Source organism: Humibacter sp. RRB41 (genome assembly GCF_022761015.1).
Classification (GTDB): domain Bacteria; phylum Actinomycetota; class Actinomycetes; order Actinomycetales; family Microbacteriaceae; genus Humibacter.
The window spans coordinates 407,977-430,632 of the sequence record NZ_JAKWJQ010000004.1 but is presented as its reverse complement, the minus strand read 5'-3'; the positions used below and the strand labels follow the sequence as shown (position 1 = coordinate 430,632).

The 22,656-nt window shown below is 66.9% G+C and carries 24 protein-coding genes, 1 tRNA gene and 1 other RNA gene; 7 read left to right on the top strand and 19 right to left on the bottom strand.

Annotated elements, in window-relative coordinates:
- Window positions 1–2 precede the first annotated feature (2 nt).
- Window positions 3–395, bottom strand: a transfer-messenger RNA (tmRNA) gene (gene ssrA / locus MJ603_RS13310).
- A 119-nt stretch (window positions 396–514) separates the two neighbouring features.
- Here ssrA and clpS point away from each other — a divergent pair.
- Window positions 515–829: an ATP-dependent Clp protease adapter ClpS gene (gene clpS, locus MJ603_RS13305; protein WP_374230921.1), complete on the top strand. Its 315-nt coding sequence runs from the start codon at window positions 515–517 to the stop codon at window positions 827–829.
- The gene (locus MJ603_RS13300) at window positions 826–1,368 is read left to right on the top strand and encodes a DUF2017 family protein (protein ID WP_243064198.1); all 543 of its coding nucleotides are present in this window, start codon (window positions 826–828) and stop codon (window positions 1,366–1,368) included. Before clpS ends, MJ603_RS13300 begins: the two co-directional genes overlap by 4 nt.
- Window positions 1,369–1,422: 54 nt before the next feature.
- Here MJ603_RS13300 and smpB read toward each other — a convergent pair whose 3' ends face one another.
- From smpB to prfB, 4 genes are all read right to left on the bottom strand, one after another.
- Window positions 1,423–1,899, bottom strand: a complete 477-nt coding sequence (gene smpB / locus MJ603_RS13295; RefSeq protein WP_243064197.1) for an SsrA-binding protein SmpB — start codon at window positions 1,897–1,899, stop codon at window positions 1,423–1,425.
- 132 nt (window positions 1,900–2,031) lie between these two features.
- The gene (ftsX, locus tag MJ603_RS13290; RefSeq protein ID WP_243064196.1) at window positions 2,032–2,949 is read right to left on the bottom strand and encodes a permease-like cell division protein FtsX; all 918 of its coding nucleotides are present in this window, start codon (window positions 2,947–2,949) and stop codon (window positions 2,032–2,034) included.
- The gene (gene ftsE, locus MJ603_RS13285) at window positions 2,946–4,004 is read right to left on the bottom strand and encodes a cell division ATP-binding protein FtsE (RefSeq protein WP_243064195.1); all 1,059 of its coding nucleotides are present in this window, start codon (window positions 4,002–4,004) and stop codon (window positions 2,946–2,948) included. The genes ftsX and ftsE overlap by 4 nt, the downstream gene beginning before the upstream one ends.
- Before the next feature lie 62 nt (window positions 4,005–4,066).
- A complete protein-coding gene (gene prfB / locus MJ603_RS13280; RefSeq protein WP_243064194.1) occupies window positions 4,067–5,173 on the bottom strand; it encodes a peptide chain release factor 2 in 1,107 nt (368 codons plus the stop codon).
- An 82-nt stretch (window positions 5,174–5,255) separates the two neighbouring features.
- On the opposite strand from prfB, the gene MJ603_RS13275 reads away from it, so the two are divergent.
- Window positions 5,256–6,527: an MFS transporter gene (locus tag MJ603_RS13275; protein WP_243064193.1), complete on the top strand. Its 1,272-nt coding sequence runs from the start codon at window positions 5,256–5,258 to the stop codon at window positions 6,525–6,527.
- Window positions 6,528–6,639: 112 nt separating this feature from the next.
- Window positions 6,640–7,980 carry a NosD domain-containing protein gene (locus tag MJ603_RS13270; protein ID WP_243064289.1) on the top strand — a complete coding sequence of 447 codons (1,341 nt, stop codon included), beginning with the start codon at window positions 6,640–6,642 and terminating at the stop codon, window positions 7,978–7,980.
- 12 nt (window positions 7,981–7,992) lie between these two features.
- Here the strand turns inward: MJ603_RS13270 and MJ603_RS13265 are convergent, their stop codons facing one another.
- The 7 genes from MJ603_RS13265 to MJ603_RS13235 form a co-directional block, all read right to left on the bottom strand.
- A complete protein-coding gene (locus MJ603_RS13265) occupies window positions 7,993–8,433 on the bottom strand; it encodes a pilus assembly protein TadG-related protein (RefSeq protein WP_243064192.1) in 441 nt (146 codons plus the stop codon).
- Complete coding sequence (locus MJ603_RS13260) at window positions 8,430–8,894, bottom strand: hypothetical protein (protein ID WP_243064191.1); 465 nt, start codon at window positions 8,892–8,894, stop codon at window positions 8,430–8,432. Before MJ603_RS13260 ends, MJ603_RS13265 begins: the two co-directional genes overlap by 4 nt.
- Window positions 8,869–9,255: a TadE/TadG family type IV pilus assembly protein gene (locus tag MJ603_RS13255; protein ID WP_243064190.1), complete on the bottom strand. Its 387-nt coding sequence runs from the start codon at window positions 9,253–9,255 to the stop codon at window positions 8,869–8,871. Before MJ603_RS13255 ends, MJ603_RS13260 begins: the two co-directional genes overlap by 26 nt.
- Window position 9,256: 1 nt before the next feature.
- The gene (locus MJ603_RS13250) at window positions 9,257–9,436 is read right to left on the bottom strand and encodes a hypothetical protein (RefSeq protein WP_243064288.1); all 180 of its coding nucleotides are present in this window, start codon (window positions 9,434–9,436) and stop codon (window positions 9,257–9,259) included.
- 94 nt (window positions 9,437–9,530) lie between these two features.
- Window positions 9,531–10,463, bottom strand: coding sequence for a type II secretion system F family protein (locus tag MJ603_RS13245; RefSeq protein ID WP_243064287.1), 933 nt, complete (start codon window positions 10,461–10,463; stop codon window positions 9,531–9,533).
- A complete protein-coding gene (locus MJ603_RS13240) occupies window positions 10,460–11,323 on the bottom strand; it encodes a type II secretion system F family protein (protein WP_243064189.1) in 864 nt (287 codons plus the stop codon). Before MJ603_RS13240 ends, MJ603_RS13245 begins: the two co-directional genes overlap by 4 nt.
- The gene (locus MJ603_RS13235) at window positions 11,320–12,543 is read right to left on the bottom strand and encodes a CpaF family protein (RefSeq protein WP_243064188.1); all 1,224 of its coding nucleotides are present in this window, start codon (window positions 12,541–12,543) and stop codon (window positions 11,320–11,322) included. The genes MJ603_RS13240 and MJ603_RS13235 overlap by 4 nt, the downstream gene beginning before the upstream one ends.
- A gap of 193 nt (window positions 12,544–12,736) precedes the next feature.
- Here MJ603_RS13235 and MJ603_RS13230 point away from each other — a divergent pair.
- Both MJ603_RS13230 and MJ603_RS13225 read left to right on the top strand, forming a co-directional pair.
- Window positions 12,737–12,818, top strand: a tRNA-Leu gene (locus MJ603_RS13230).
- 224 nt (window positions 12,819–13,042) lie between these two features.
- Window positions 13,043–13,828: a DedA family protein gene (locus MJ603_RS13225; protein ID WP_243064187.1), complete on the top strand. Its 786-nt coding sequence runs from the start codon at window positions 13,043–13,045 to the stop codon at window positions 13,826–13,828.
- 21 nt (window positions 13,829–13,849) lie between these two features.
- On the opposite strand, the gene MJ603_RS13220 is transcribed toward MJ603_RS13225, so the two are convergent.
- From MJ603_RS13220 to murI, 4 genes are all read right to left on the bottom strand, one after another.
- A complete protein-coding gene (locus MJ603_RS13220) occupies window positions 13,850–14,761 on the bottom strand; it encodes a cation diffusion facilitator family transporter (protein WP_243064186.1) in 912 nt (303 codons plus the stop codon).
- A 78-nt stretch (window positions 14,762–14,839) separates the two neighbouring features.
- Window positions 14,840–15,466 (bottom strand): RdgB/HAM1 family non-canonical purine NTP pyrophosphatase, encoded by a 627-nt coding sequence (gene rdgB / locus MJ603_RS13215; protein ID WP_243064185.1) that lies wholly within the window; start codon window positions 15,464–15,466, stop codon window positions 14,840–14,842.
- Window positions 15,463–16,218: a ribonuclease PH gene (gene rph / locus MJ603_RS13210; protein ID WP_308220599.1), complete on the bottom strand. Its 756-nt coding sequence runs from the start codon at window positions 16,216–16,218 to the stop codon at window positions 15,463–15,465. Before rph ends, rdgB begins: the two co-directional genes overlap by 4 nt.
- A gap of 44 nt (window positions 16,219–16,262) precedes the next feature.
- Window positions 16,263–17,099: a glutamate racemase gene (gene murI / locus MJ603_RS13205; protein ID WP_243064184.1), complete on the bottom strand. Its 837-nt coding sequence runs from the start codon at window positions 17,097–17,099 to the stop codon at window positions 16,263–16,265.
- 105 nt (window positions 17,100–17,204) lie between these two features.
- Between murI and MJ603_RS13200 the strand changes: the two genes are divergently transcribed.
- Complete coding sequence (locus MJ603_RS13200) at window positions 17,205–18,509, top strand: nicotinate phosphoribosyltransferase (RefSeq protein ID WP_243064183.1); 1,305 nt, start codon at window positions 17,205–17,207, stop codon at window positions 18,507–18,509.
- 76 nt (window positions 18,510–18,585) lie between these two features.
- On the opposite strand, the gene MJ603_RS13195 is transcribed toward MJ603_RS13200, so the two are convergent.
- The 3 genes from MJ603_RS13195 to MJ603_RS13185 form a co-directional block, all read right to left on the bottom strand.
- A complete protein-coding gene (locus MJ603_RS13195; RefSeq protein ID WP_243064182.1) occupies window positions 18,586–18,879 on the bottom strand; it encodes a DUF3039 domain-containing protein in 294 nt (97 codons plus the stop codon).
- Between the two features lie 71 nt (window positions 18,880–18,950).
- Entirely contained in the window at window positions 18,951–20,531 is a 1,581-nt protein-coding gene (locus MJ603_RS13190) for a hypothetical protein (RefSeq protein WP_243064181.1), read from the bottom strand.
- Entirely contained in the window at window positions 20,507–22,282 is a 1,776-nt protein-coding gene (locus MJ603_RS13185) for an ATP-binding cassette domain-containing protein (RefSeq protein WP_243064180.1), read from the bottom strand. The genes MJ603_RS13190 and MJ603_RS13185 overlap by 25 nt, the downstream gene beginning before the upstream one ends.
- Window positions 22,283–22,656 lie beyond the last annotated feature (374 nt).

The window sequence follows — 22,656 nt, the reverse complement described above, 5'->3', positions numbered from 1 at the left end:
GGTGGTGGAGATGGGGGGAATTGAACCCCCGTCCATCGCTGTGGTCATACGCCTTCTACGGGCGTATCCAGTGAAGTCGCTTTACTCGGTTCCGGAACTTACCGCTGGCAGTTGAACCGACGAACCCAGTCACGGTTGAAGTCCCTCTACGCCCCATGACGATACGTAGAAGCAATCTCTCTAGCTGACGCCAGGATCCGGGTAGAGAGCATTCCCGGGCTGACGGTCTCTTGTGTCGCTAAGTACGACTAGGCCGCGAGAGCGACCTGGGCCTTAGCGGAGACAGTGCTGTTGGAATTGGCACTTGTTTTTTGCAGAGATCGTTAACGAGATAACCCTGCATCCTCGACCCGCTTCTCGTAATCTCGCAGACGATGTCGAAACCGATCATCCCCATGAAGCAGGCCGCTGTCACACGCTGTTGAGTTGTGAAGCTGCACCCGTCCGAAGACGGCCTCTCAGACTACAACACCAGCCGCCGACATGTCATGCCCGAATGTGCGAGTCTGGATGCGTGGCATCCGCAGTCCCCTCCCCGAGCACGATCGAGCGCACCGAAGAAGAGCTCGACCTGACGCCCCGACACAGCCTCGACACGCCGTGGCGCGCCGTGGTCTGGAACGACCCGGTCAACCTGATGTCGTACGTGGTGTACGTCTTCCGCAGCTACTTCGGGTTCAGTCAGGAGAAGGCCACCCGACTCATGTTGCAGGTGCACAACGACGGTCGCACCACCGTGGCAACGGGAAGCAGAGAGGCCATGGAAGCGCACGTGGCGGCGATGCACGGATTCGGCCTCACTGCCACGGTAGACAGAGTCGAGCCGTGACGCGCATCCGCCGCATGCGTGACGGCGCCTTCGCCGTCACCCTGCTCGACGACGAGTTCATCGCTCTGACCACGCTCGAGGCCGACCTTCTCGGACTTCTCGCCGATCGGCTGAGTTCCATCGCCGATGGCGCCATCGAGAAGAGCCCGATGTTTCCGGATGCCTATCCCGGCGATGTGGAGGCGAGCGCAGAGTTCCACGCACTCACCGATGTCGATCTGGTCTCCGTGAAGAGCGAGGCAGCACGCGCGGTCATGAGCGCGTTCGCGGGCGCCGAGCTGGAGGCATCCAGCGGCCGTTGGCGCCAATCCGAGGCGCGCACTGTCATTTTCGACTCCGAGGCCTCGCAGGTGTTCATGCGCAATCTCACCGATCTGCGGCTCTTGCTCGCCGAGCGGCTGGGCATCGAGCACGACGGGGACGAAGGATATTCGGGCCACGAGTACACGATCGACCGCGCCCGGTACTGGTGGCTCGGCGAGACGCAGGAACGACTGGTCATGGCGCTGGCCTCATCGCTAGGCTCCCGCCGCCGCTGACCTTGGCCCCTCGGAGCGCTGATGCCGTGACGTCGCTGCCGCGACATCCGGGACCTATTCGCTGAGGTGGTTCTTGGAGGCCATGGCGCGGTCGGCCTCGCGCTTGTCCTGACGCTCGCGAAGCGTCTGCCGCTTGTCGTACTCGCGCTTGCCCTTGGCCACGGCGATCTCGACTTTCGCGCGACCGTCGGCGAAGTAGAGCTGCAGCGGGATCAGCGTGTACCCGCCGTCTTTGACCTTGTTCGCGATCTTCACGATCTGCTGTTTGTGCAGCAGCAGCTTGCGCTTGCGGCGCGGCGCATGGTTGTTCCAGGTGCCGTCGAGGTACTCCGGAATGTAGACGGCGTCGAGCCACGCCTCTCCCCCGTCGACGAACGCGTACCCGTCGACCAGCGATGCCCGCCCCTCGCGCAGCGATTTCACCTCGGTGCCGGTGAGCACAAGACCCGCCTCGTAGGTGTCCTCGATCAGGTAGTCGTGGCGGGCGCGGCGGTTCGTCGCCACCACCTTCTGACCACGTTCCCTGGGCACAGCAGTTCTCCTCGTTCGATGCAACGATCTCTCGCCGCGGATGCCGCCTTCCGGCCGAATGCGACAGCCCACCAGCATAGCGTGGCCGCAGGGCTTCGCGCTCGGCGGTGACCTGTTGGCCGGAGTGACCGATCAGACCTTCAGATAGCGGGAGATCGCCACATTTGACGCGAGCGCGGCGAGCCCGATGCCCACGACGATGAGGATCGGAGCCACGATCCAGGCACTGTCCAGCCCGACGAACGACGTCAACTGCATCTTCTGCGCGAGGTATCCACGCACGAAGAACTGAACGATGGCGAACACGGCACCGACCGACAACACAGAGCCGATCAGTGCTGCGAACACGCCCTCCAGCACGAAGGGCGTCTGTATGAAGCCGTTGGATGCCCCTACCAGCCGCATGATGCCGAGCTCTCGTCTTCGAGAGAATGCGGAGAGTCTGATGGTGGTGGCGATCAGCAGGGCGGCCGCCACCAGCATCACGGCGGCGATGGCGATGGCGGTGAGACTGGCAGCGTTGAGGATGCGGAAGATCTGGTCCAGATAACTTCGTTGGTCCGTGATGGACTGCACCCCGGCAACGCCGCTCAGGCTCTGGGCGATCACGTCGGACTGCTGTTGGTTCTTGAGCTTGATCCAGAACGTCTGATTCAGAAGTTCTGGCGTCACGTAGTCGGCAACCGGGTTGCCCTTGAACTGCTTCTTGAAGTCGGCATACGCCTGGTTGTGGTTCTCGAAGTAGAACTTCTCGATGAAGGGCGAGAGCGCCGGCGACGACAGCTTGGTCTTGACGGCTTCGATCTGCGCGGCCGTGGCATCCTGCCCCTGACATGTGGGAGGGGTCGTGTCGGTCGCGGTGCACATGTACACCGCGACCTGGGCCCGGTCGTACCAATAGGTCTTCATCTGACCGATCTGCATCTGCATCAGAATGGCCGTGCCCACGAAGGTGAGCGAGATGAACGTGACGAGAACCACGGAGATGACCATCGAGAGATTGCGCTTGAGGCCGCTACCGGCCTCCGACATGACGAGTGCGAATCTCATGAAACGGGTCCTACATCCTGATTCGAATCGTCGTCATGATCTGGCTTGCCGGCCGCTCGCAATCCGAGGCGCTCCGCAAGAGTGAGCTCTGCGACATCGGACGAGTCCGGCCTGCGTACCGGGGCCGTCGGCGGGTTGGCGAAATGGCCGTCGACCGAAGCCTCACGCGCGACCGCGGCCGCCGCAACCGGCTCGCGCTCGACCACGGGCTCCTCGGGGATCGTGGGTGCGACCTCCTTCGCAGGAGCGTGCCGCACTTCACGGGTCTCTTGAGACGCGGTACGGGCAGCGATGATCGACTCGGTCGGCTCCGACGACTCGACTTCGGCGGGCGGCACCGGCTCAGCGTGCCGGATGACGGGCATCGCCGCGGTCACGCCGTAGCCCCCGTGTCGCTCGTCTCGAATCAGCGTGCCGTCGACCAGTTCGATCACGCGCTTCTGCATCTGGTCGACGATGCCTGCCTCGTGGGTGGCCATCAAGACTGTCGTTCCACCCGCGTTGATGCGTTCGAGCACCGCCATGATGCCTGCGCTGGTCGCCGGGTCGAGGTTTCCCGTCGGCTCGTCCGCGAGCAGGATCTGCGGCTTGTTCACCACCGCACGTGCGATCGCGACGCGCTGCTGCTCGCCACCCGAGAGCTCGTGCGGAAAACGCTGCGCCTTGCCGTCCAGCCCGACCATGGCAAGGACATCCGGCACGGCCTCGTGGATGAATCCCTTCGACTTGCCGATCACCTTGAGGGTGAAGGCGACGTTGTCGAAGACGGTCTTGTTGGTGAGCAGGCGGAAATCCTGGAACACCACACCGACGTTGCGTCGAAAGTAGGGGACCTTGCGATTCGAGATCGTCGAAAGGTCTTGGCCGAGCACGTGCAGTTTGCCGCGAGTGGCCTTCTCCTCCCGCAACACGAGACGCAGGAATGTGGACTTGCCGGAGCCGGAGGCACCGACCACGAAGACGAACTCGCCACGGAGAACCTCTGTGGTGATGTCGTCGAGCGCAGGTCGGGGGGTGCCCTTGTAGCTCTTGCTGACGTGGTCGAACCGAATCATGACTCGCCAAGACTAAGCACACCACCACCGGATGCGACCGAGCGACTCACCTCCGCGCAGCGTCAGTCCTCTTTGCGCTTGCGCCAACGGATGCCCGCGGCGATGAACCCGTCGAGGTCACCGTCGAAGACCGCCTGCGGGTTGTTCACCTCGTGGTCCGTTCGCAGGTCTTTCACCATCTGGTACGGCGCGAGCACGTAGGAGCGCATCTGGTCGCCCCAGCTGGCCGTGATGGTGCCGGCGAGCTCCTTCTTCGCTGCCGCCTCGGCCTCGCGCTGCACCAGAAGCAGGCGAGACTGCAGAACGCGCATCGCTGCCGCACGGTTCTGGATCTGCGATTTCTCGTTCTGCATCGAGACCACGATTCCGGTCGGCAAGTGCGTGATGCGCACGGCCGAGTCGGTCGTATTGACGGATTGACCTCCTGGGCCCGAGGAACGGAAGACGTCGACGCGGATGTCGGACTCCGGAATCTCGACCTCCTGCGCCTCCTCCATCAGTGGAATGACCTCGACCGCCGCGAAGGAGGTCTGCCGCTTGCCCGCCGAGTTGAACGGACTCATGCGCACAAGACGATGCGTTCCCGCCTCGACCGACAGGGTGCCGAACGCGTAGGGGGCATCCACCTCGAACGTCGCGGACTTGATGCCCGCCTCTTCGGCGTAGCTCGTGTCCATCACCTGCACCCGGTAGCCGTGCTGCTCCGCCCACCGCAGATACATGCGAAGGAGCATGTCGGCGAAGTCGGCGGCATCCACGCCACCGGCCCCTGCACGGATGGTGACGACGGCCGGACGCTCGTCGTACTCGCCGTCGAGCAGCGTCTGCACCTCGAGCTCACCGACAGTCGACTGCAGTTCCAGCAGCTCGTTCTTGGCCTCTTCGGCCGACTCGTCGTCTCCCTCGGAGTTCGCCAGCCCGACGAGCACTTCGAGATCATCGAGCCGCTGTTCGATGCCCTCGATCTTCGCGAGCTCGGACTGACGATGACTGAGCGCGCTCGTGACCTTCTGCGCAGCTTCCGGGTCATCCCAGAGGTCGGGGACGCCGGCCTCCTCGCTCAGCCTCGCGATGTCGGCGCGCAGGCGATCCGGGTCGACGACGGAACGGATGTCTGCAAAAGTCGCGCGCACATCCGAGATCTGCGCGCTCAAGTCGAGTTCGATCATGTCCGGTCAAGCCTAGTTGCGATTGAGCAGAGACGGCCGTGAGCGTCACCCCTGCGGTATACCACTTAGGCTGGAGGGCGACATGAGTTCGAGCGACACGACCTTCAGCATCCGTGACGTCGCACTCGCCGCATTCCTACCGACAGCGTTGTTCTCCATCGGCGAGGGCGCGGTAATTCCGATCATCCCCGTGCTGGCACACAACCTGGGCGCCGGTCTCGCGATGGCGGGATTCATCGGCGGCATGATCATGGTCGGTGAGATGCTCGGCGACATCCCGAGCGGGTGGGTCGTCTCGCGGTTCGGCGAGCGCAGGTCGATGATCGGCTCCGCGATGCTCTGCATCGTCGGCCTCGTCGTCTGCCTGGTGTCTCCCGGCGAACTCACCCTGACCATCGGCGTCTTCCTGATCGGCCTTGCCACGAGCGTCTTCGCGTTGGCCCGTCACGCGTTCATGACCGGCTACGTTCCCGTGCAGTATCGTGCCCGCGCGTTGTCGACTTTGGGTGGTGTCTTCCGCGGTGGGTGGTTCATCGGACCGTTCATCAGCGCCGGAGTCATCGCCCTGTTCGGCGACCCGCACGCCGTCTTCTGGGTGCACATCGCGATGTGCATCGCCGCAACGGTCGTGCTGCTGATCGTGCCCGATCCCGCTCAGACCGTCGCCGCGAACGGTGCCCCCGTCGCGACGAAGACGGCGCACCGCGATGGTGTCGAGGATGCCGGCCGAGAGGAGGCGCGCGAGCGCACCGAGGGCCTCTTCCGCACCATCCGGCTCAACCGTGCCGTGCTGCTGCGCATGGGCACGAGCGCCGCACTGATCGCGGCACTGCGGTCGTCTCGCACGGTGATCCTTCCCCTGTTCGCCGTGGCGATCGGCATCGCGCCGGCGAACACCGCGCTCATCATCGGCATCGCAGGCGCGGTGGACTTCGCGCTCTTCTACACCTCAGGCCAGATCATGGACAGGTACGGCCGCCTCTGGTCCGCCCTCCCGTCGATGGTCGGCCTGAGCATCACGCACATCGCGCTCGCCTTCGTCGTGAACCAGACATGGTTCACCGTCGTGGCGATCGCCATGGCCGTCGCGAACGGCGTGGGCAGCGGCATCCTGATGACTCTCGGCGCGGACCTGGCACCCCGCACCGATCCCGCTCCGTTCCTCGGCGCGTGGCGGTTCACGGGCGACACCGGACAGGCCGGGGCGCCTCTGCTCGTCTCCGGCCTGACCGCGCTGTTCTCGCTCGGAGCCGCCAGCATCGGCATCGGCGTGCTCGGGCTGATCGGAGTCGGCATGCTCATCCGGTACGTTCCGCGTTACGTGCCGAGGAAGGCACGCCCGATCGCAACCTGAGTGTCGGCAAGCTGAGTGTCGGCAAGCTGAGTGTTGCTCGTCGTCACCTTGTCGATCCCGGGTCGCCGGAGCATCCTGGAAGCGGGTAACTCGGGCAGGAGGTCGCCCGGTGATGCGACCGACGTGGTTCGCGGGCGGCGCTGTGGTCGTCGCTCTGACCGGTCTCGCGACCGGCTGGTCGGTGCTGGCTGCGCCCGAATCCGCAACGGCCGCGAGCACGACGGTGACCGTGTCGTCCGGTGGAGACATCGACCGGGCGATCGCGCAGGCGAAGGACGGCGACACGGTCTTCCTGCGACCGGGTACGTACCGGGGGCCCGTGCACGTCGACAAGCCGATCACTCTGTCGTCGGCGCAGAGCACCATCGCTGCGCCGTCGGGCGGCGCGGCCGTGATCGTGACAGCCGCCGGCGTGACGATCGATTCGGTCACGACGACCTGCCGTGCGGGCTCCGCTGATCAACTGGGCGTCCATGTGATGGCCGACCACGTACGCATCGTCGACTCGTCGATGCTCGACTGCGCCAACGGAGTCGTACTCGACCGAGCCCAGGATGCCTATCTACAGGGCGACGCGCTGCTCGGCAGCCGCTCCCCCGACCGCACGTCGGCTGGCGTCTGGGCGACGAAGGCCGACGGGTTGACGATGCTGGGCAACATGTTCGAGGACGACGACATCGGCGTTCGGGTCGACTCGACCAGCGCCCCGGCACTCGATTCGAACACCTTCTCGGGCGTCGGTGCCGGCGTTTCCCTGCGTTCGGTGACGAACGCCATCGTGAACGGAACCCTCGCATCGAACGGCACGGGGCCGGCCGTCACCATCACCGGGAGCCGCGGCGCCGAGATCGCCACGCTGAACCGCTCCGGAGGCGGCGGAGGCGCGGCCGCGGCGATCGAGGTCACCGGAGCGGCCGGGCCTTCGTCCGTGATCAACGTGGAGGACTCGAACCTCTCCGGTTTCGCCACGGGACTGGCGATCGGCCCGAACAGCCTGAGCGGTCCCGTCACCGTCATCGGCACATCCTTCGCGGGCGTCACGAGGTCGGCCATCACGGTGTCGGCAGGATCGAAAGGAGCCGTGGACGCCGCACTCGGCGACGACTTCGGCGGGTGCGGCCCGCGTGCCCCGGACCACGGCTACGACGGCGGCGGCGCGCTCGTCACCGATCCGGATCGCATCGTGGCCTTTCAGCGCCAGAACTGCAGTACGCCGTCGGCAACTCCGTCGTCGACGCCTCCGGCCCAGAATGCGACAAGTTCGCCCGCTGTTGCCGGGTCGGGCGGCTCGGGCGGTGGTTCCGACGGCACGAACGTGGACGACGGACGGCCAGGACCGAGCATCCCGACCGCCATCGGTTCGGCGCTCGTCACGGTCGGGGTGACGATTCTGCTGATCGCCTGCGCACTAGGCGTGCTCTTTGCGATCCGGCGCAGCAGGAACGCGCACTGATCCGAGGGGTCGTCACCAGAAGACGCTCCGTGCACTCGACGTGACGTCGATGCGGATGCCCGCCGGCACGAACATCGACACTACCGGCGGGTGCCACACAGTCGACATCGTCACGGTCGCGCTGCGTCCGTCGGTGGTGTCTGCCCGCTGCACCCGCAGACCGTCGAACCCGTCGGCCACCGACGACGCGAGAAAGTCGCCAACCGCCGCGCTCACGTCCGTCGAGTGCAGCACGGGACGCGGATGCCCGTCCACCACGGCCACTGCATGCAAGTCGTAGGCCTCGGCCCCGGCGAGGGCCGCCCCGTCGGCCAAGGCGAAGAGCCGCTCGCGCTCGAGGTAGAGCGACGTCGCCGAGCTCACCAGCAGCACGAGCACGATGCACAGCACACCGTAGAAGATCACGAGCGGCAGGATCGAGCCGTCGTCGGCGCGCCACCGCACTACCTTCACCGCGCACCCCACAGACGGGAGACGCGCTGCGTGCTCCCTGCCTGCACGGGCACCGAGGCGTCCTTCTGCATGTCGAGCACATCGGGCACAAGAGGGAGCGGGGCTCGTACGGTGACGGTCACGGTGACCGTGCCGAGACGGGTGAGGCAGGCATCCTGGCGGGGTGCACAGGTGACGTGAACCGTTGCGGCGTCGTGCGGCAGGCCGAAGTCGGCGAGCGCGAACCGTACGGCTGCGGATGCCTCTGCCGAAGCATCCGCGTCGCTGTCAGCCTGCACGTAGACACGGGCCGCTTGCCGTGCCGCCCCGGCTGCGGCGAGCTGCGCACCCTGGATGCTCGCAAGCGCCACCACGAGATAGACCGTCGGCACGAGCAGGATCAGTCCGGCGGTGATGAACTCGAGCGCCGCGGAACCCGCGTCGGCGCGCAGTCGTTCAACCGGCGATTTCCACCGGCGCATGCCCGCTCACCTCTACCCCGCGCTCCGGTCCGAACAGGCCGATCAGCGGCAACGGGGCGCGCACGGTGACCGTCACCGCCGGCATCCCTCGATATGTGCCGTACCGGGCTGAGACGTCTCCTGCATAGTCGTCGCCGATCGCGGTGCCGATCAGTTCGCGGGTGCGCTCGCGCCCGTCGGCGAGTGTGTTGTCGGCGAGCGCCGCGACATGCGCTCCCTCGGCCGCGGCGTCGATCAACGTGTTGCGCACGAAGAGCGAGAGGCCCAGTTGAATGACGGCGAGCGTCAACACGGTGAGCAGCGCGCTCACCATCACGAACTCGGCGGGTGCCGAACCTCGTTCGTCGCGCCAGGCGCGCATGTCAGAACGAGGTGACGCGTTCGATGGCCTGCTGGAACACTCCGCTCAACGCAGGCCCGGCGAGGCCCCAGATGATGATCACCAGACCTGCCGTCATGAGCGTGATCAGGACCCATCCAGGAACATCGCCCCGGTCGTCGCCCACCCTCGACGTGAACGCCTTCCCGCCGATCCGGCGCATCGCACCGCCATAACGCGTACCGCTCATCTCAGGATTCCTCTCTCGAACTGGTCGAACGAACGTCTGCCTCGCCGGATCGCTCTGCCTGCCATGCTCAGAATCCGGTCTCGAGAACGACAACACCGGGAAAGATCGCGAAGAGCACGGTCACCGGGAGGATCAGGAACACGAGCGGGACCAACATGCCGATCTCCTTCTTGCCTGCCTGCTCGAGAAGGTCTCGCTTGCCCGTCTCGCGCGCGTCGTCGGCTTGCGCCCGCAGAACCTCGACCACCGGCGTTCCGCGCTGCAAGGCGGTGACCACGGCATCGACGCAGCGAGTGAACTGAGGCAGCCGGACGGCGCGGCTCGCCTCACCGAGCGCCGTCGCCAGAGGCACGCCCATGCCGGTCTCCGCCACGACCCGTCCGAGCTCGGCGGCGAGTTCGCCGGATCCCGACCGCGCAACGCGGCGCAGGGCATCGTGGATGCCTTCCCCTGCGCTGAGCGAGAGCGTGAGCAATTCCAAGACGGTCGGGAGTTCCTCCGCCATGCGTGCCAAGCGCCTCGTGATGGCGCGGGACAGCAGTTGATCCCGCAGCACGAATCCACACGCACCGAGCACGATCGGAGCCGCGACGGCGACGACGGGCGGGAGCTGCGCGGACGTCGCGATCACCACCGCAGTACCGGCCGCGAGGCCACCGAGCGCCCACGCCACCTGACGCAGACGGAACTCGTCGACGCTCAGGGGGCTCGCGCCCTGGCGAAGGCGGGCTGCGATGGCATCCGTGCCGCCGAGCATCCGTGCCGTCCCTGCGCGCAACGCGCGCAACGCGGGGTCGAGCAGCGCGCCGACAACCGGCACGCGCCGCGTCCTGGTGTGTTGCACGAGCTCCCACGCGGCATCCGACACGTCGACGAGGTAGGGCGCCACCCGGTCGGCGAGTCGTGGTCGTGTCAGGCGCGGCAGCAGCGCTGCCAGCGACCACAGGCCGAGGCCCAGTCCGAGCCCGCAGAGCACTCCCCATGCCATCGTCGGCGTCATCGGAACCACCGGCGTTCCTGCGGAAGGCGTCCGACCGCCAGCATGATGCGGTACGCGAGCAACGAGACCACGAGGCCGACCACGATGACGACCGCGCCCACGGGGCTGTTGTAGGCGACGGATGCCTCCGGCCGAGTCGCCAGCAACGCGAGCACGACCCAGGGCGCCGCGACCCCGAGCCGTGCCGCCGCCACGGTCCACGACTGTCGCGCCTCGATCTCCGACCGCACGGCCGCATCGTTGCGCAGCGACGAGGCCAGCGTTCTCAGCACGTTGACGAGCTCACCGCCACCGACCTCACGCGCCATCTTGAGGGTCTCGATGATGCGATCGGCCACGGGATCGGCCAGGGCATCCTTCAACCGGTCCGCCGCTGGACCGAAGAGGCCGGATGCCCTGTAGTCCCGCTCGAACGCTGCGAAGGCGGAACGACTGGACTCGGGCGCCGTCGTCGCGAGCGCGGCCAGGCCGTCGGGCAGAGCGAGTCCTGACCGCACGGCGGACACCAGCTGGTCGACCACGTCGGGCCACATGGTGCGATTGGCGCGCCTCCGCGCTGCCGCGCGCCAGGAGACGATGCCGAAGGGAAGCCATCCGCCGACCGCCGCGAGCGCAACGGACAGGGCGATCAGCCCGAACACCGCCTGCGCGATGACGAAGAGCGCAGCCGCGACCAGCACACTCACGGCGACGAACGCCAGCGGAGAGAGCCCAGGCATGCCTGCCAGGGAGAGCCTGCGACGCAACGGCTCGGCGAGGTCGGAACGCCGTTCGCGAACGTGTCTCGGCCAGAGGAACGGCGAGCCTGCAAGTACGAGCCCGAGCCCGAGCGCCGCACCCAGGATGATCGCGGCCGTCATCGCGCCAGCACCGTTGCCGGATCGAGCCCCGCCGCGTCGAATTTGGCCCGCTTCGCAGGGAATCCTCCCGTTGCGGCGAGTTCGCCGTTCCGCAGAGCGAAGATCAGGCTCGCCTCGATCACGCCGGAGGAGACGACGCCGGTCGGGGCGAGTATCTCGGTGACGCGACGGTCGCCGTTGCGATCCATCACGCAGAACACCACCAGATCAACGCAGGTGGCGACGGTGGGCACGACGAAGGATGAGTCGATGTTGCGTCCAGCGAGAAGCGGCAGCGTGCAGAGCTTGCTCAGCGCCTCGCGCGCACTGTTGGCGTGGATCGAGCACGCACCAGGCAGGCCGGAATTGAGTGCCAGCAGCAGGTCGAGGCTCTCGGCCTCGCGGACCTCGCCGACGACCAGGCGGTCCGGCCGCATGCGCAGCGCCTCCTTGATGAGCCTGCGCAGGGTGATCTCGCCGGTGCCTTCGAGACTGGGCTGCCTGCATTGCATCGCGACGACATCCTGTGCCATCAGATCGAGCTCGAACGTCTCCTCCACCGTGACGATGCGCTCCGTCGGTCGCGCCGCGGCCAACAACGCCCCGAGCAGCGTGGTCTTGCCGCTCTGAGTCGCACCCGCGATCAGGATGTTCTGGTCGGCGCGCACGCACATGCTCAGAAATTCCGCCGCCTGCCGCGTGAGCGAGCCGACGGCCACGAGCCTGCCGAGGTCGCGGATGCGCCGAGAGAATTTGCGCACATTCACGGCCCAGTGCGAGCGGGTCACATCGGGAATGACCACGTGGAGCCGCGACCCGTCGGGAAGAGACGCGTCGACGAACGGAGAACTCACGTCGACTCGGCGACCGGATGCCTGCAGCATCCGCTCGACGAGGTCGCGCACCTGCGCCCCGCTGAGTGCCAGGCCGATGCGTTCCGAGCGGCCTCCGCGAGCCACGAACACGTGGTCGGGCGCGTTCAGCCAAATCTCCTCGACCTCGGGATCGTCGAGGTACGGCTGCAACGGACCGAATCCGGTGAGGGATGCGACCACCTCGCGTTCCGCGAGCCGCTCGTCATCCACCAGCGGCAACGACCCTCCGAGTGCACGCTCGCTGTACCGTCGCACCTCATCGTGCACGTAGGCGGCCGCGCGTCGCCCGTCGTCGGCAAGGTCGATTCCGTCGCGCCGCACCCGATCACGCACGCGGTCGGCGATGAGGCGCACGGGATCGGTCATGCCGACATCATGCCGAGCCATCGCACAACCCCGCCGAAGTTATCCACACGCGACTGAGCCGAGAGAGATGGGATGCTTGCATTCATCTCCGAGGCGATGGAGCGTGTCGAGCGGCCCCGCCGCGATACACGCGTCGCGCGGCCCCGCCCGATCGGTAGAGCCAGCTGGCGCCGGTTATGCTGAATCCGCCCTCGCGGGAGTGGTGAAACTGGCAGACACGCAGGATTTAGGTTCCTGTGCTTTCGAGCGTGGGGGTTCAAATCCCCTCTCCCGCACGTCATCGCGATCAGGGTGAGCAACCCGGTCCAGCCTTCCCAGGCTGTCAGAAGACTCATCGCGGCTGCCCCTCGCCCTTACGGCGTACGCCCGGATCCGTCCAGCCTTCCTCGATAGACTCACGGTGAACGCGTCATCGACGCATTGCTCGCCGTCACATTCCTCAGCTATCGCCGCCGACGACCGGCTGCCGCACCAGCGGGACGCCGACGACAGGAGACTTGTGTTCCACACCGCACTCATTCCGTGGCTCGACCCCAGCGTGATCATCAACGCTGTCGGTCCGTGGTCTCTGCTGGTGGTGTGCGCCATCATCTTCGCCGAGACCGGCCTGCTCGTCGGCTTCATCTTTCCCGGTGACACTCTTCTGGTGATCAGCGGCATCCTCACTGCGACCGACCTCGTCTTCGGACTGCAGATCTGGTGGGTGTGTCTGTTCATCGCCATCGCGGCCTTCCTCGGCGGCGAAGTCGGGTACCTGATCGGCAGCAAGGCGGGGCCCCGCATCTTCGAACGCAAAGAGACCGGCCTCTTCAGCATCGAGAACGTGAAACGGACCAACGCGTTCTTCGAGCGATTCGGTCCGCTAGCGGTCATCCTCGCCCGTTTCGTCCCTGTGGTGCGAACCTTCGCGCCGGTTGCTGCGGGCGTGGGCCACATGAGTTATCGCCGGTACACGCTCTACAACGCCATCGGAGCCGTGCTGTGGGGCGGTGGCCTGACATTCTTCGCCTACCTCATCGGGTTCATTCGGCCGGTGGCGAACTTCGTCGAGAACTACATCGACCTCATCCTCATTCTCGCGGTGCTCGTGACAGTCGTTCCAGCCGCGATCCACTACTTCATCGGCGCCCGCAAGGCACGCAGACTGGCGCAGACGAACGTCGCGGATTCCGACGGTGTGGATGCCGACGGTACGGCTGCCGACGGTACGGAGACGGCGAGTACCGTCCACCTCACGTCCGACGAACCCGACGTGATCGGCCGCCCGAAGCACAGCGCCGAATAGCCGCACTCGGGCGATCAGCACTCAGCGGTGCGTGTCGCCTTCGTGCGCTGCGTGCTCCGCCGGCTCGAGCTGGAACGTGGAGTGCTCGACGTCGAAGTGATGGTTCAGGCATCCGCCCAGCTCGTCGAGCAATGCGCCCGCGCGCCCCTGCGAGAACACGTCGGGCGAGACGACGACGTGCGCTGAGAACACCGGAGCACCGGATGTGATCGCCCACACGTGCACGTCGTGTACAGCGACGACGCCCGCGGTGCCGAGGATGTGCTGCCTGATCTCCGCGACATCGGTCGACACCGGAGCCGATTCGCTGAGCACCCGCACCACCTCTCGCAGCAGCGACACGGCACGCGGCACGATCAGCACGGCGATGAGCAGCGAGGCGACGGCGTCGGCTTGAGCGAACCCCGTTGTCAGAATGAGCACCGCAGCCACGATCGCCGCCAGCGATCCGAGGGCGTCGCCGAGCACCTCGAGATAGGCGCCGCGCATGTTGATGGATGCCTTCGAAGACCCTCGCAGAATCAGCAGGCCAGCCACGTTGCCCGCCAGTCCCACTAACGCGACCGCGAGCATCCAGCCGCCTTCGACATGCGGATGCCCACCGCTCAGCCTCACGATGGCGCCCACTGCCACCGAGACAGCGACCCCGATGAGGATGAGTGAATTCACCATCGCGCCGAACACCTCGACGCGCTGGAATCCGAAAGTCTGTCGATCGGTCGCGGGCCGTGCTGCGACGGTGGCGGCGACGAGCGCCACGATGAGGCCGACGAGATCGCTCAGCAGATGGCCGGCGTCGGCGAGAAGGGCGAGCGATCCGCTGAGCGCCGATCCGGCGATCTCGAGCACGAAGACGACGACCACGATCGCGATGACGGCGATGAGTCGCCGCCTGCTCGCACCGTGCGCAGCGTGATCGTGATCGTGTGACATGACGGTTCAACGGTAGGCCGCTGCGCGCTCGGCGCGCCAGACGAGGTGGCGGTCGATCCCGCAACGCCTCGGCGGCGGCTACTCCCCTTCGAGCAGTTCCTGCAGCGCAGGGATCATGGCACGGAACGCTCTCGCGCGGTGACTGTCGGCGTTCTTGACCTCGGATGTCAGCTCTGCGGCAGACAGCGTCGAACCTTCGGGAACGAACGCGGGGTCGTAGCCGAACCCGTTCGATCCACGCGGCTCACGTGCGAGGAAGCCGGCCCACACGCCCTCGACGGTTCGCTCGGCACCGGGTCTTCCGTTCTCCGGGCGCACCAACGCGATGGCACACGTGTAGTGCGCTCCGCGATGCTCGTCCGGCACGTCGTCTAGCTGCGCGAGCAAGAGGGCCAGGTTGCTCGCGTCGTCTCCGTGTCCGCCGTTCCAGCGGGCGGAGAACACGCCGGGCGAACCGCCCAGCACGTCGACGCAGATGCCGGAATCATCGGCCAATGCCACGACCCCCGTGTGCGCAGAAGCGACGCGCGCCTTGATCAGGGCGTTCTCCTCGAACGTCACTCCGTCTTCGACGGGTTCTGGGCCGTCGTACTCGATGAGGTCGACCTGCGGCATCCGCTGGGCGATGATCGCCGCGAACTCTTCGAGCTTGTGCCGGTTGTGGGTGGCCAGCACGACGCGAACGCGCGCGTGCGAGGCGGTCACGACGCCGCAGGCTCGTCGTCGTCAGCGAGCGCAGCCGTCTGGAACGTCGCCAGATCGCGGCATCCGCCCTCCGCGAGGTCCAGAAGCGAGCCGAGTTCGCGCCTGTCGAACGGCGCACCCTCTGCTGTGCCTTGCACCTCGACGAAAAGTCCACGGCCGGTGAGCACCACGTTCATGTCGGTCTCGGCGCGCACGTCTTCGACGTATGCCAGATCGAGCATGGGCTCGCCGTCGATGATTCCCACCGACACCGCTGACACGCTGTCGACGAGCGGAGTCGCTCGCTGCCCGATGAACTTGTGCTCCTTGCCCCACGCGAGGGCGTCGGCGAGCGCGACGTATGCACCGGTGATGGCGGCCGTGCGTGTTCCCCCGTCCGCCTGCAGCACATCGCAGTCGAGCACGATCGTGTTCTCACCGAGCGCCTTCATGTCGACGACGGCGCGCAGGCTGCGACCGATCAACCTGCTGATCTCGTGAGTCCGGCCGCCGATACGGCCCTTGACCGACTCGCGATCGGTGCGCTCGTTCGTCGAGCGCGGCAGCATCGAGTACTCGGCGGTGACCCAGCCCTTGCCTTTGCCCGAAAGCCAGCGTGGCACCCCGTTGGTGAACGACGCGGTGCACAGGACGCGTGTGCGGCCGAACGAGATGAGGGCGCTGCCTTCGGCCTGCTCGCTCCATCCTCGTTCGATGGTGATGGGTCTCAGCTGGTCGGTTGTTCTGCCGTCGGCGCGGATGATGTCGGTCACTGTTCCAGCCTATCGAGCAGAGCTCGGCTCGCGTCGAGCACCGATCAGCGCAGACCCCGCAGCTCGCGCAGGTCGATGGCGCCGGTTCGCACCACGTCGACTGCGGCGACCTCGGTGCCGATCATGCGGTGCGCGAGCCGTACGAACGCATCCGTGTCGTCGCCCGTCGTCTCGTAGCGGATGCTCGGTTCCCCCGCCGCCGTGCGCTCCAGTCCCCTGGACACCAGCACCCGGTACACGTCGTTGGCCGTCTCGACGTCGCTGGAGACCAGCGTGACTCCCTCGCCCATGACGTACGAGATCGCGCCCTTGAGGAACGGGTAGTGCGTGCAGCCCAGCACGAGCGTGTCGATCCTCGACTGTTGAAGCGGGCGCAGGTACTCCGAAGCGACATCAAGCAGCTCGGTTCCGCTGGTCACTCCGGCTTCGACGAACTCGACGAATCTCGGGCACGCTTGAGTGAACAGTTGGAGGTCGGGTGCCGCCGCGAAGGCATCCTCGTACGCTCTCGAGTTGACCGTGCCGAGTGTGCCGATCACACCGACACGTCCCGTCCTCGTGGTGGCGACGGCGCGACGCACCGCCGGCTGGATCACTTCCACCACAGGTACGTCATAACGCTCCCGCGCGTCGCGCAGCATCGCAGACGACGCGGTGTTGCACGCGATGACCAGCATCTTCACGCCCTGCTCGACGAGGAAGTCCAGCGCTTCGAGCGCGAGCGCACGCACCTGCGCGATCGGCTTGGGGCCGTACGGCGAGTTCGCCGTGTCCCCGACGTAGAGGATCGACTCCCCCGGCAGTTGGTCGCGCACCGCTCTCGCCACCGTGAGCCCGCCGACCCCGGAGTCGAAGATCCCGATCGGCGCGGCTGTGTTCATGATCGCGCCCGTCCTCGCCGGGCGCGGTCGCGCAAGCGAATCGCCGTCACGCCGCCGATTCTGTGATGGCTGTGTATGCGCATACGACCAATTTAGGGTGGAGGCATGACTTCGGCGTCCACCGCGCTTCTCACTGACCGTTACGAGCTCACGATGCTCGACGCCGCCATGCTCTCGGGCACCCACGAACGCGAGTGCGTGTTCGAGGTGTTCGCCCGTTCTCTCCCAGGGGGCCGTCGCTACGGTGTCGTCGCTGGCACCGGGCGACTGCTCGATCTCATCCGCAGGTTCAGATTCGGGGATGCCGAACTCACGTGGTTGCGCGACAACCACGTGGTACGCGACGAGACGCTCGATTGGCTCGCCGACTATCGGTTCAACGGGACGATCCGCGGCTATCGCGAGGGCGAGTTGTACTTCCCCGGCTCCCCCGTGCTGATCGTGGATGCCCCGTTCGGCGAGGGCGTCATCCTCGAGACCCTGGTGCTCAGCGTGCTCAACCACGATTCCGCCATAGCGAGCGCAGCCGCTCGCATGGTCTCCGCCGCTACAGGAAGGCCGCTCGCTGAGATGGGGTCCCGCCGCGCCGAGGAGGATGCAGCCGTCGCCGCTGCACGCGCCGCCTACATCGCAGGCTTCAGCGCGACGTCCAACCTCGAGGCGGGCCGCAGCTGGGGCATCCCGACCATGGGCACCGCAGCGCACGCCTTCACCCTGCTGCACGACAGCGAAGAGGATGCCTTCGCAGCCCAGGTGCACGCACTCGGCCCGGAGACCACCCTGCTGGTCGACACCTACGACGTGAAGAAGGGCATCGAGACCGCCGTGCGGGTCGCAGGCACAGGACTCGGCGCCGTGCGGCTCGATTCCGGAGATCTGCCCGTTCTCGTCGCCTCGGTTCGCGCGCAGCTGGATTCCCTCGGCGCAACGGGCACGCGCATCACGGTCACCAACGACCTGGACGAGTTCGCGATCGCGGCACTGCGCGCGTCCCCCGTCGACTCCTACGGTGTCGGCACGTCGCTCGTGACGGGGTCGGGAGCACCGACGGCCGGCATGGTCTACAAACTCGTCGCACGCAAGGGCGACGACGGGGCGTGGATCCCAGTCGCGAAGACATCGACTGGCAAGGCATCCGTCGGCGGCACGAAAGTGCCGGTGCGGGTGCTCGACGAGAACGGCGTCGCCGTCGCCGAGGAGGTGCACATCGTTCAGAACGGCGGCGACGTGCCATCGGGCAGGCCACTTCACGTGCCGCTCGTGCAGGACGGCACGGCGTTACCCGAATACCTCGGAGCCGACGGGGTCGAAGCCGCGCGAGCACACCACGCCGTCGTGCGTCGAGAGCTGTCGGAGTCCGCGCTCCGTCTCGGGCGAGGCGAACCCGCCATCCCGACGGAGTTCATCTGAACTGATCGCCCGGCGCAGACCCGCGCCGACCAGGCCGAGTCGATATGCCCGGACTACTGCGCGACCCGCAACAGGATCAGTCCTCGCTCAGGCCCTCGTAGATCTTCTTGCACTCCGGGCAGACCGGGAACTTCTGCGGGTCACGGTTCGGCGTCCACTTCTTGCCGCACAGCGCGATCACCGGCTTGCCGGTCACCGCCGACTCGAGGATCTGCTCCTTGCGCACGTAGTGCGAGAACCGCTCGTGGTCGCCGGGCTCCATCTGCTCGTTCTGCAGGAGTTCCTCGAGCTCGCGATCGAGCGTCGCCACTCCGCCACCTTCGGGCGCGCCGTCGGGTCCACCGGGTTCCGCGATGCTGTTGTCGACCATCGCACCAGTTTAGCCCGCGACCCCTGACGGACTCTGAGCCGTTCGACGTCGGCGTAGCGGCGAAAAGCGCCTCAGGCGTTACGCAGGGCGAACGACATGATCTCTGGTCCGCGTCGGTTGTATGCCACCGCTCCGAGCCAGATGCCGAACACGAACACGACAGCACCGATGCCCAAGCCGGCCCACAGACAGCGGCCGAACCAGACCGGATTCTGAAAGACGCCGAGCACCAGCATCGCAGCGGGAATGCCGGCGAACACCACCGTGAGCAGAAGGCTGACAACCTGGGCGAACGTCGCGGCTCCACCCGTGTGCTGTGGATGCGCGAACGCGCTGTCGCCTGGTCGGGGTGCCCCGTAAGGCGCCAGCGCAGACGACACGCTCGACAGTCCGAGCCCGGTGAGGACGACGCACACGCTCACGCCGGTGACGGCGGGCAGCACGTCCCAGTCGCCGTAGGCGAGCGCGGTCAGGATGGTTCCGACCGCCACCAGAGGGATCGCGATCAGCACGACGGGCGCCAGTCGCCCTAGCCGATCTGCGAGCCCGCCGGTGCCGGACGCGATGTGCAGCCAGATCGCCGTGCCGTCATAGGCGATGTCGTTGTGCGCGACCCAGCCCACGAAGAGGCAGAGCACGGGCAAGGGGATGAGCGCGACATCGTGCGCGTTCACCGCTCCGGAGACGAGCAGTGCGACGACCATGATCAACGGGAACAGCGGCACGAGCAGAAGCTGCACCCAGTACCGCGAGTCACGGCCCCAGTACGTGAGGCTCCGCGCCGCGATCGCGCCGGCAGGGCGAGCCGGAAGCCTGCCGAACCATCCGAGCCCCACGTAGTTGCGCACCGAGATGTGCCGCTCGGGGGTCACCATCATGTGCGCAGTCAGTCCCCACCATGCAGCGGCGATCACGGCGAGCGTGAGGATCGCGATCAGCAGCTTCGCGGATGCCGCACCCCAGTTGCCCGACGCGGCGTCGCCTCCGACCGCCCACACGGCGCCGAACGGCGTCCAGCTCACCCAGTCCGCTGCGGTGTGCACGACCTTGAGACCTTCCTTGCCCCAATCGAGCGTGGCGAGGAAGAACACGAACGGCGACAGCATCACGAGAATCAGCACCGCGATCGTCGCGCTGAACTCTCGCGCGCGCCTCGTCGACAGCGCGAACGCCGCGAGCGAAGAAGTGAGTCTGGCACCGAGCATCCAGGTCGGAACGCACACCACCGCGGCGATGAAGGCCAGCACCGCCGCCCCAGGATGCGCCGACCACGTCACCACTGTGAACAACGCGCACACGGTCAGAACGAGGGCGGGAACGGACACCAGAGAAATCACGCCGAGACCGATCGCGACCTGGCGGTCACGGAGGCCGAGCATCGCGTACGAACGCGGATCGAATGTGCCGTCGTGCCTGCCGAACAGCGGCACGATCACGAATCCGAGCGCGACGGCAGCACCGGCGAGCACGAGGATGTCGCGCACCAGAACACCGTCGCTCGCTGTGCGCGCGGAGGCGAGCACCCAGCACACGACGATCGCCACCGCGACCGTGTAGAGAAGCCCGACGACGAGACCGAACCCGTGCCACCCGCCTCGACGGAATCCGCTACCGAGCGAAGCGAGCCTCAGTCGGAGAAACTGTGCAACCATTCCAGTCCCTCCGCGGCCTTGCGCCCGCCCGCGAGTTCCACGAAGTGGTCTTCCAGCGTCTTCTCACCGCGCACCTGATCGACGGGGCCGGCATCCAGCACCACGCCGCCGATGATGATCGCGACGCTGTCGCAGATGCGCTGCACCAGATCCATACCGTGACTGGAGAGCAGCACCGTTCCACCGGCATCCACATAGCGCTGCAGGATGCCAGTGACCGTCGCCGCCGAGACCGGGTCGACGCCCTCGAACGGCTCGTCGAGCACCAGCAGACGCGGCGAGTGGATCATCGCCGCCGCAAGCGACACCTTCTTGGTCATGCCTGCCGAGTAGTCGGCGACGAGGCGGCCCATGGCATCCTCGATGCCGAACGCGGCCGCGAGATCGGCGGAGCGCTGGCGGGTGGTCGCGGCATCCAGCCCACGCAGCGTGCCCGCGTAGTACAGCAGCTGGGCGCCGGTGAGCCGGTCGAACGTGCGCAGGTGATCGGGCAGCACGCCGATCGCGCGCTTGGCATCGCGCGGATGCTTGCGAGCATCCACGCCATTGACGAACACGGAACCCGAGTCAGCGCGAAGCAGACCGGTGATGATCGAGAGCGTCGTCGTCTTACCCGCACCGTTGGGCCCCACGATGCCGTACAGCGAACCGGCGCGGATGCTCAGGCTCACGCCGTCCACGGCGACCACGTCTCCGTAGCGCTTGTGCAAGCCGTTCACTGCGAGCACGACGGGAGCCGTCGCGGCCGGCGCCGGACGTGCGGCCGGGAAGACCCTCGTGGTCGCCGCACGTCTCGCTCTCTGAGGGGATGCCGACTCGGCGTCTTCGTCCACCTGCGTCTCGAGCTCGGTCGCCCCTGCACGCTCACGCGCGATCTTCGCGCGGTCCACGGTCTCTTCGACGTACGGCGCGACGGATGCTCCACCGAGCGCCTCGTCGCGGTCGTCGGAGACGAGAACCTGCTCGATCAGCCAGTCGGGCGCCCCGACGTCGGTGGCGCCCGCTGGCGCAGGCGCGGCGGCGGAGTCGACCTGCCGATGCCCAACAGCATCGCCGGAGGACTCGCTCTCCCGCACGAGATCGGCGAGAAGGCGCGACCCCTCATCGCCGCTCTCCTGCTCAGCTGCTGCCGCCGCGGCGGCAGCAGCTGCTGCGGCGCGTCTCCGCCGTCCGAACAGAGTGATGCGCTGACGCGAGCCGGTGTTCTCATCGACGGAAGAGGACTGAGCGGGCATCGGCCCGGTGTCCACGTCCACGTCAGTGTCCTCGTCCTGCGACGTGCCGGCTGGGGATTCATCGGCCGGCGCCACGATCGGTTCCGGAACCTCGACGACCGGCGCAGCGGCCGTCTTCGCCACGGGGGCGGGAGCGCTCACGGGGCCATCGGAGGTTGCCTCGGGCGCGAGGAGGGTGGCGGTGGAAGCCTCGGCCTGCACGATGGCATCTGCGCGATCGACGACGCCGCTGCCCTTGGTCGCCCTCGTTCGGGATGCCCCACGCGAGCCGCGCGGACCCGTCGCGACCGCGATGTGCGCGTCATCCGACGCGGTTTCGGGTACGACCGAGGTGTACGCCGCAGCACCCGTTGCTCGTGGGCGAGAGCCGCGCCGGGCATCCGACGCCTTGCCCACTCGCACTCGGACGACGGGGAGAGTGGCCTCCGCCGGTGCCGCCTCACGGTCGGCGGCGTCCACGCCGCCGGCCGACGTTTCGACACCCCCCGTGGCGGAACCCTGCGGCTCATCTTGCACGCGCCATACCCCCGAAACCGTGGTCGCCTCGAACAGCCGAATCGCTGAAGTTCGCGATCGGCCCGCCTCGCTTTCGGCACCGTCGGGATGCGGCGTTCGCGCTAGCGGATGCTGGCGCGGCACCTCCCCCTTCGGAGCCCTCGAGATCCTTACGCTAACCTACCAATCGCTCCCGGCACAGCCCTGAGATAGACGGCGGTCTATTCGATTGCCTTCCCCGTTTCTAAGAGCACTCCCATAAAACGATCACGAAACGGCAACGTCCCGCATTCGGGGCTCAAGCCTCCGGTAAATTCGATCCCGGCACAGCGCGGTGTCCCAGTACACACGCATCAGTGACATTTCGGTGAACGAAGCCGTCGGCGCTGGCGACT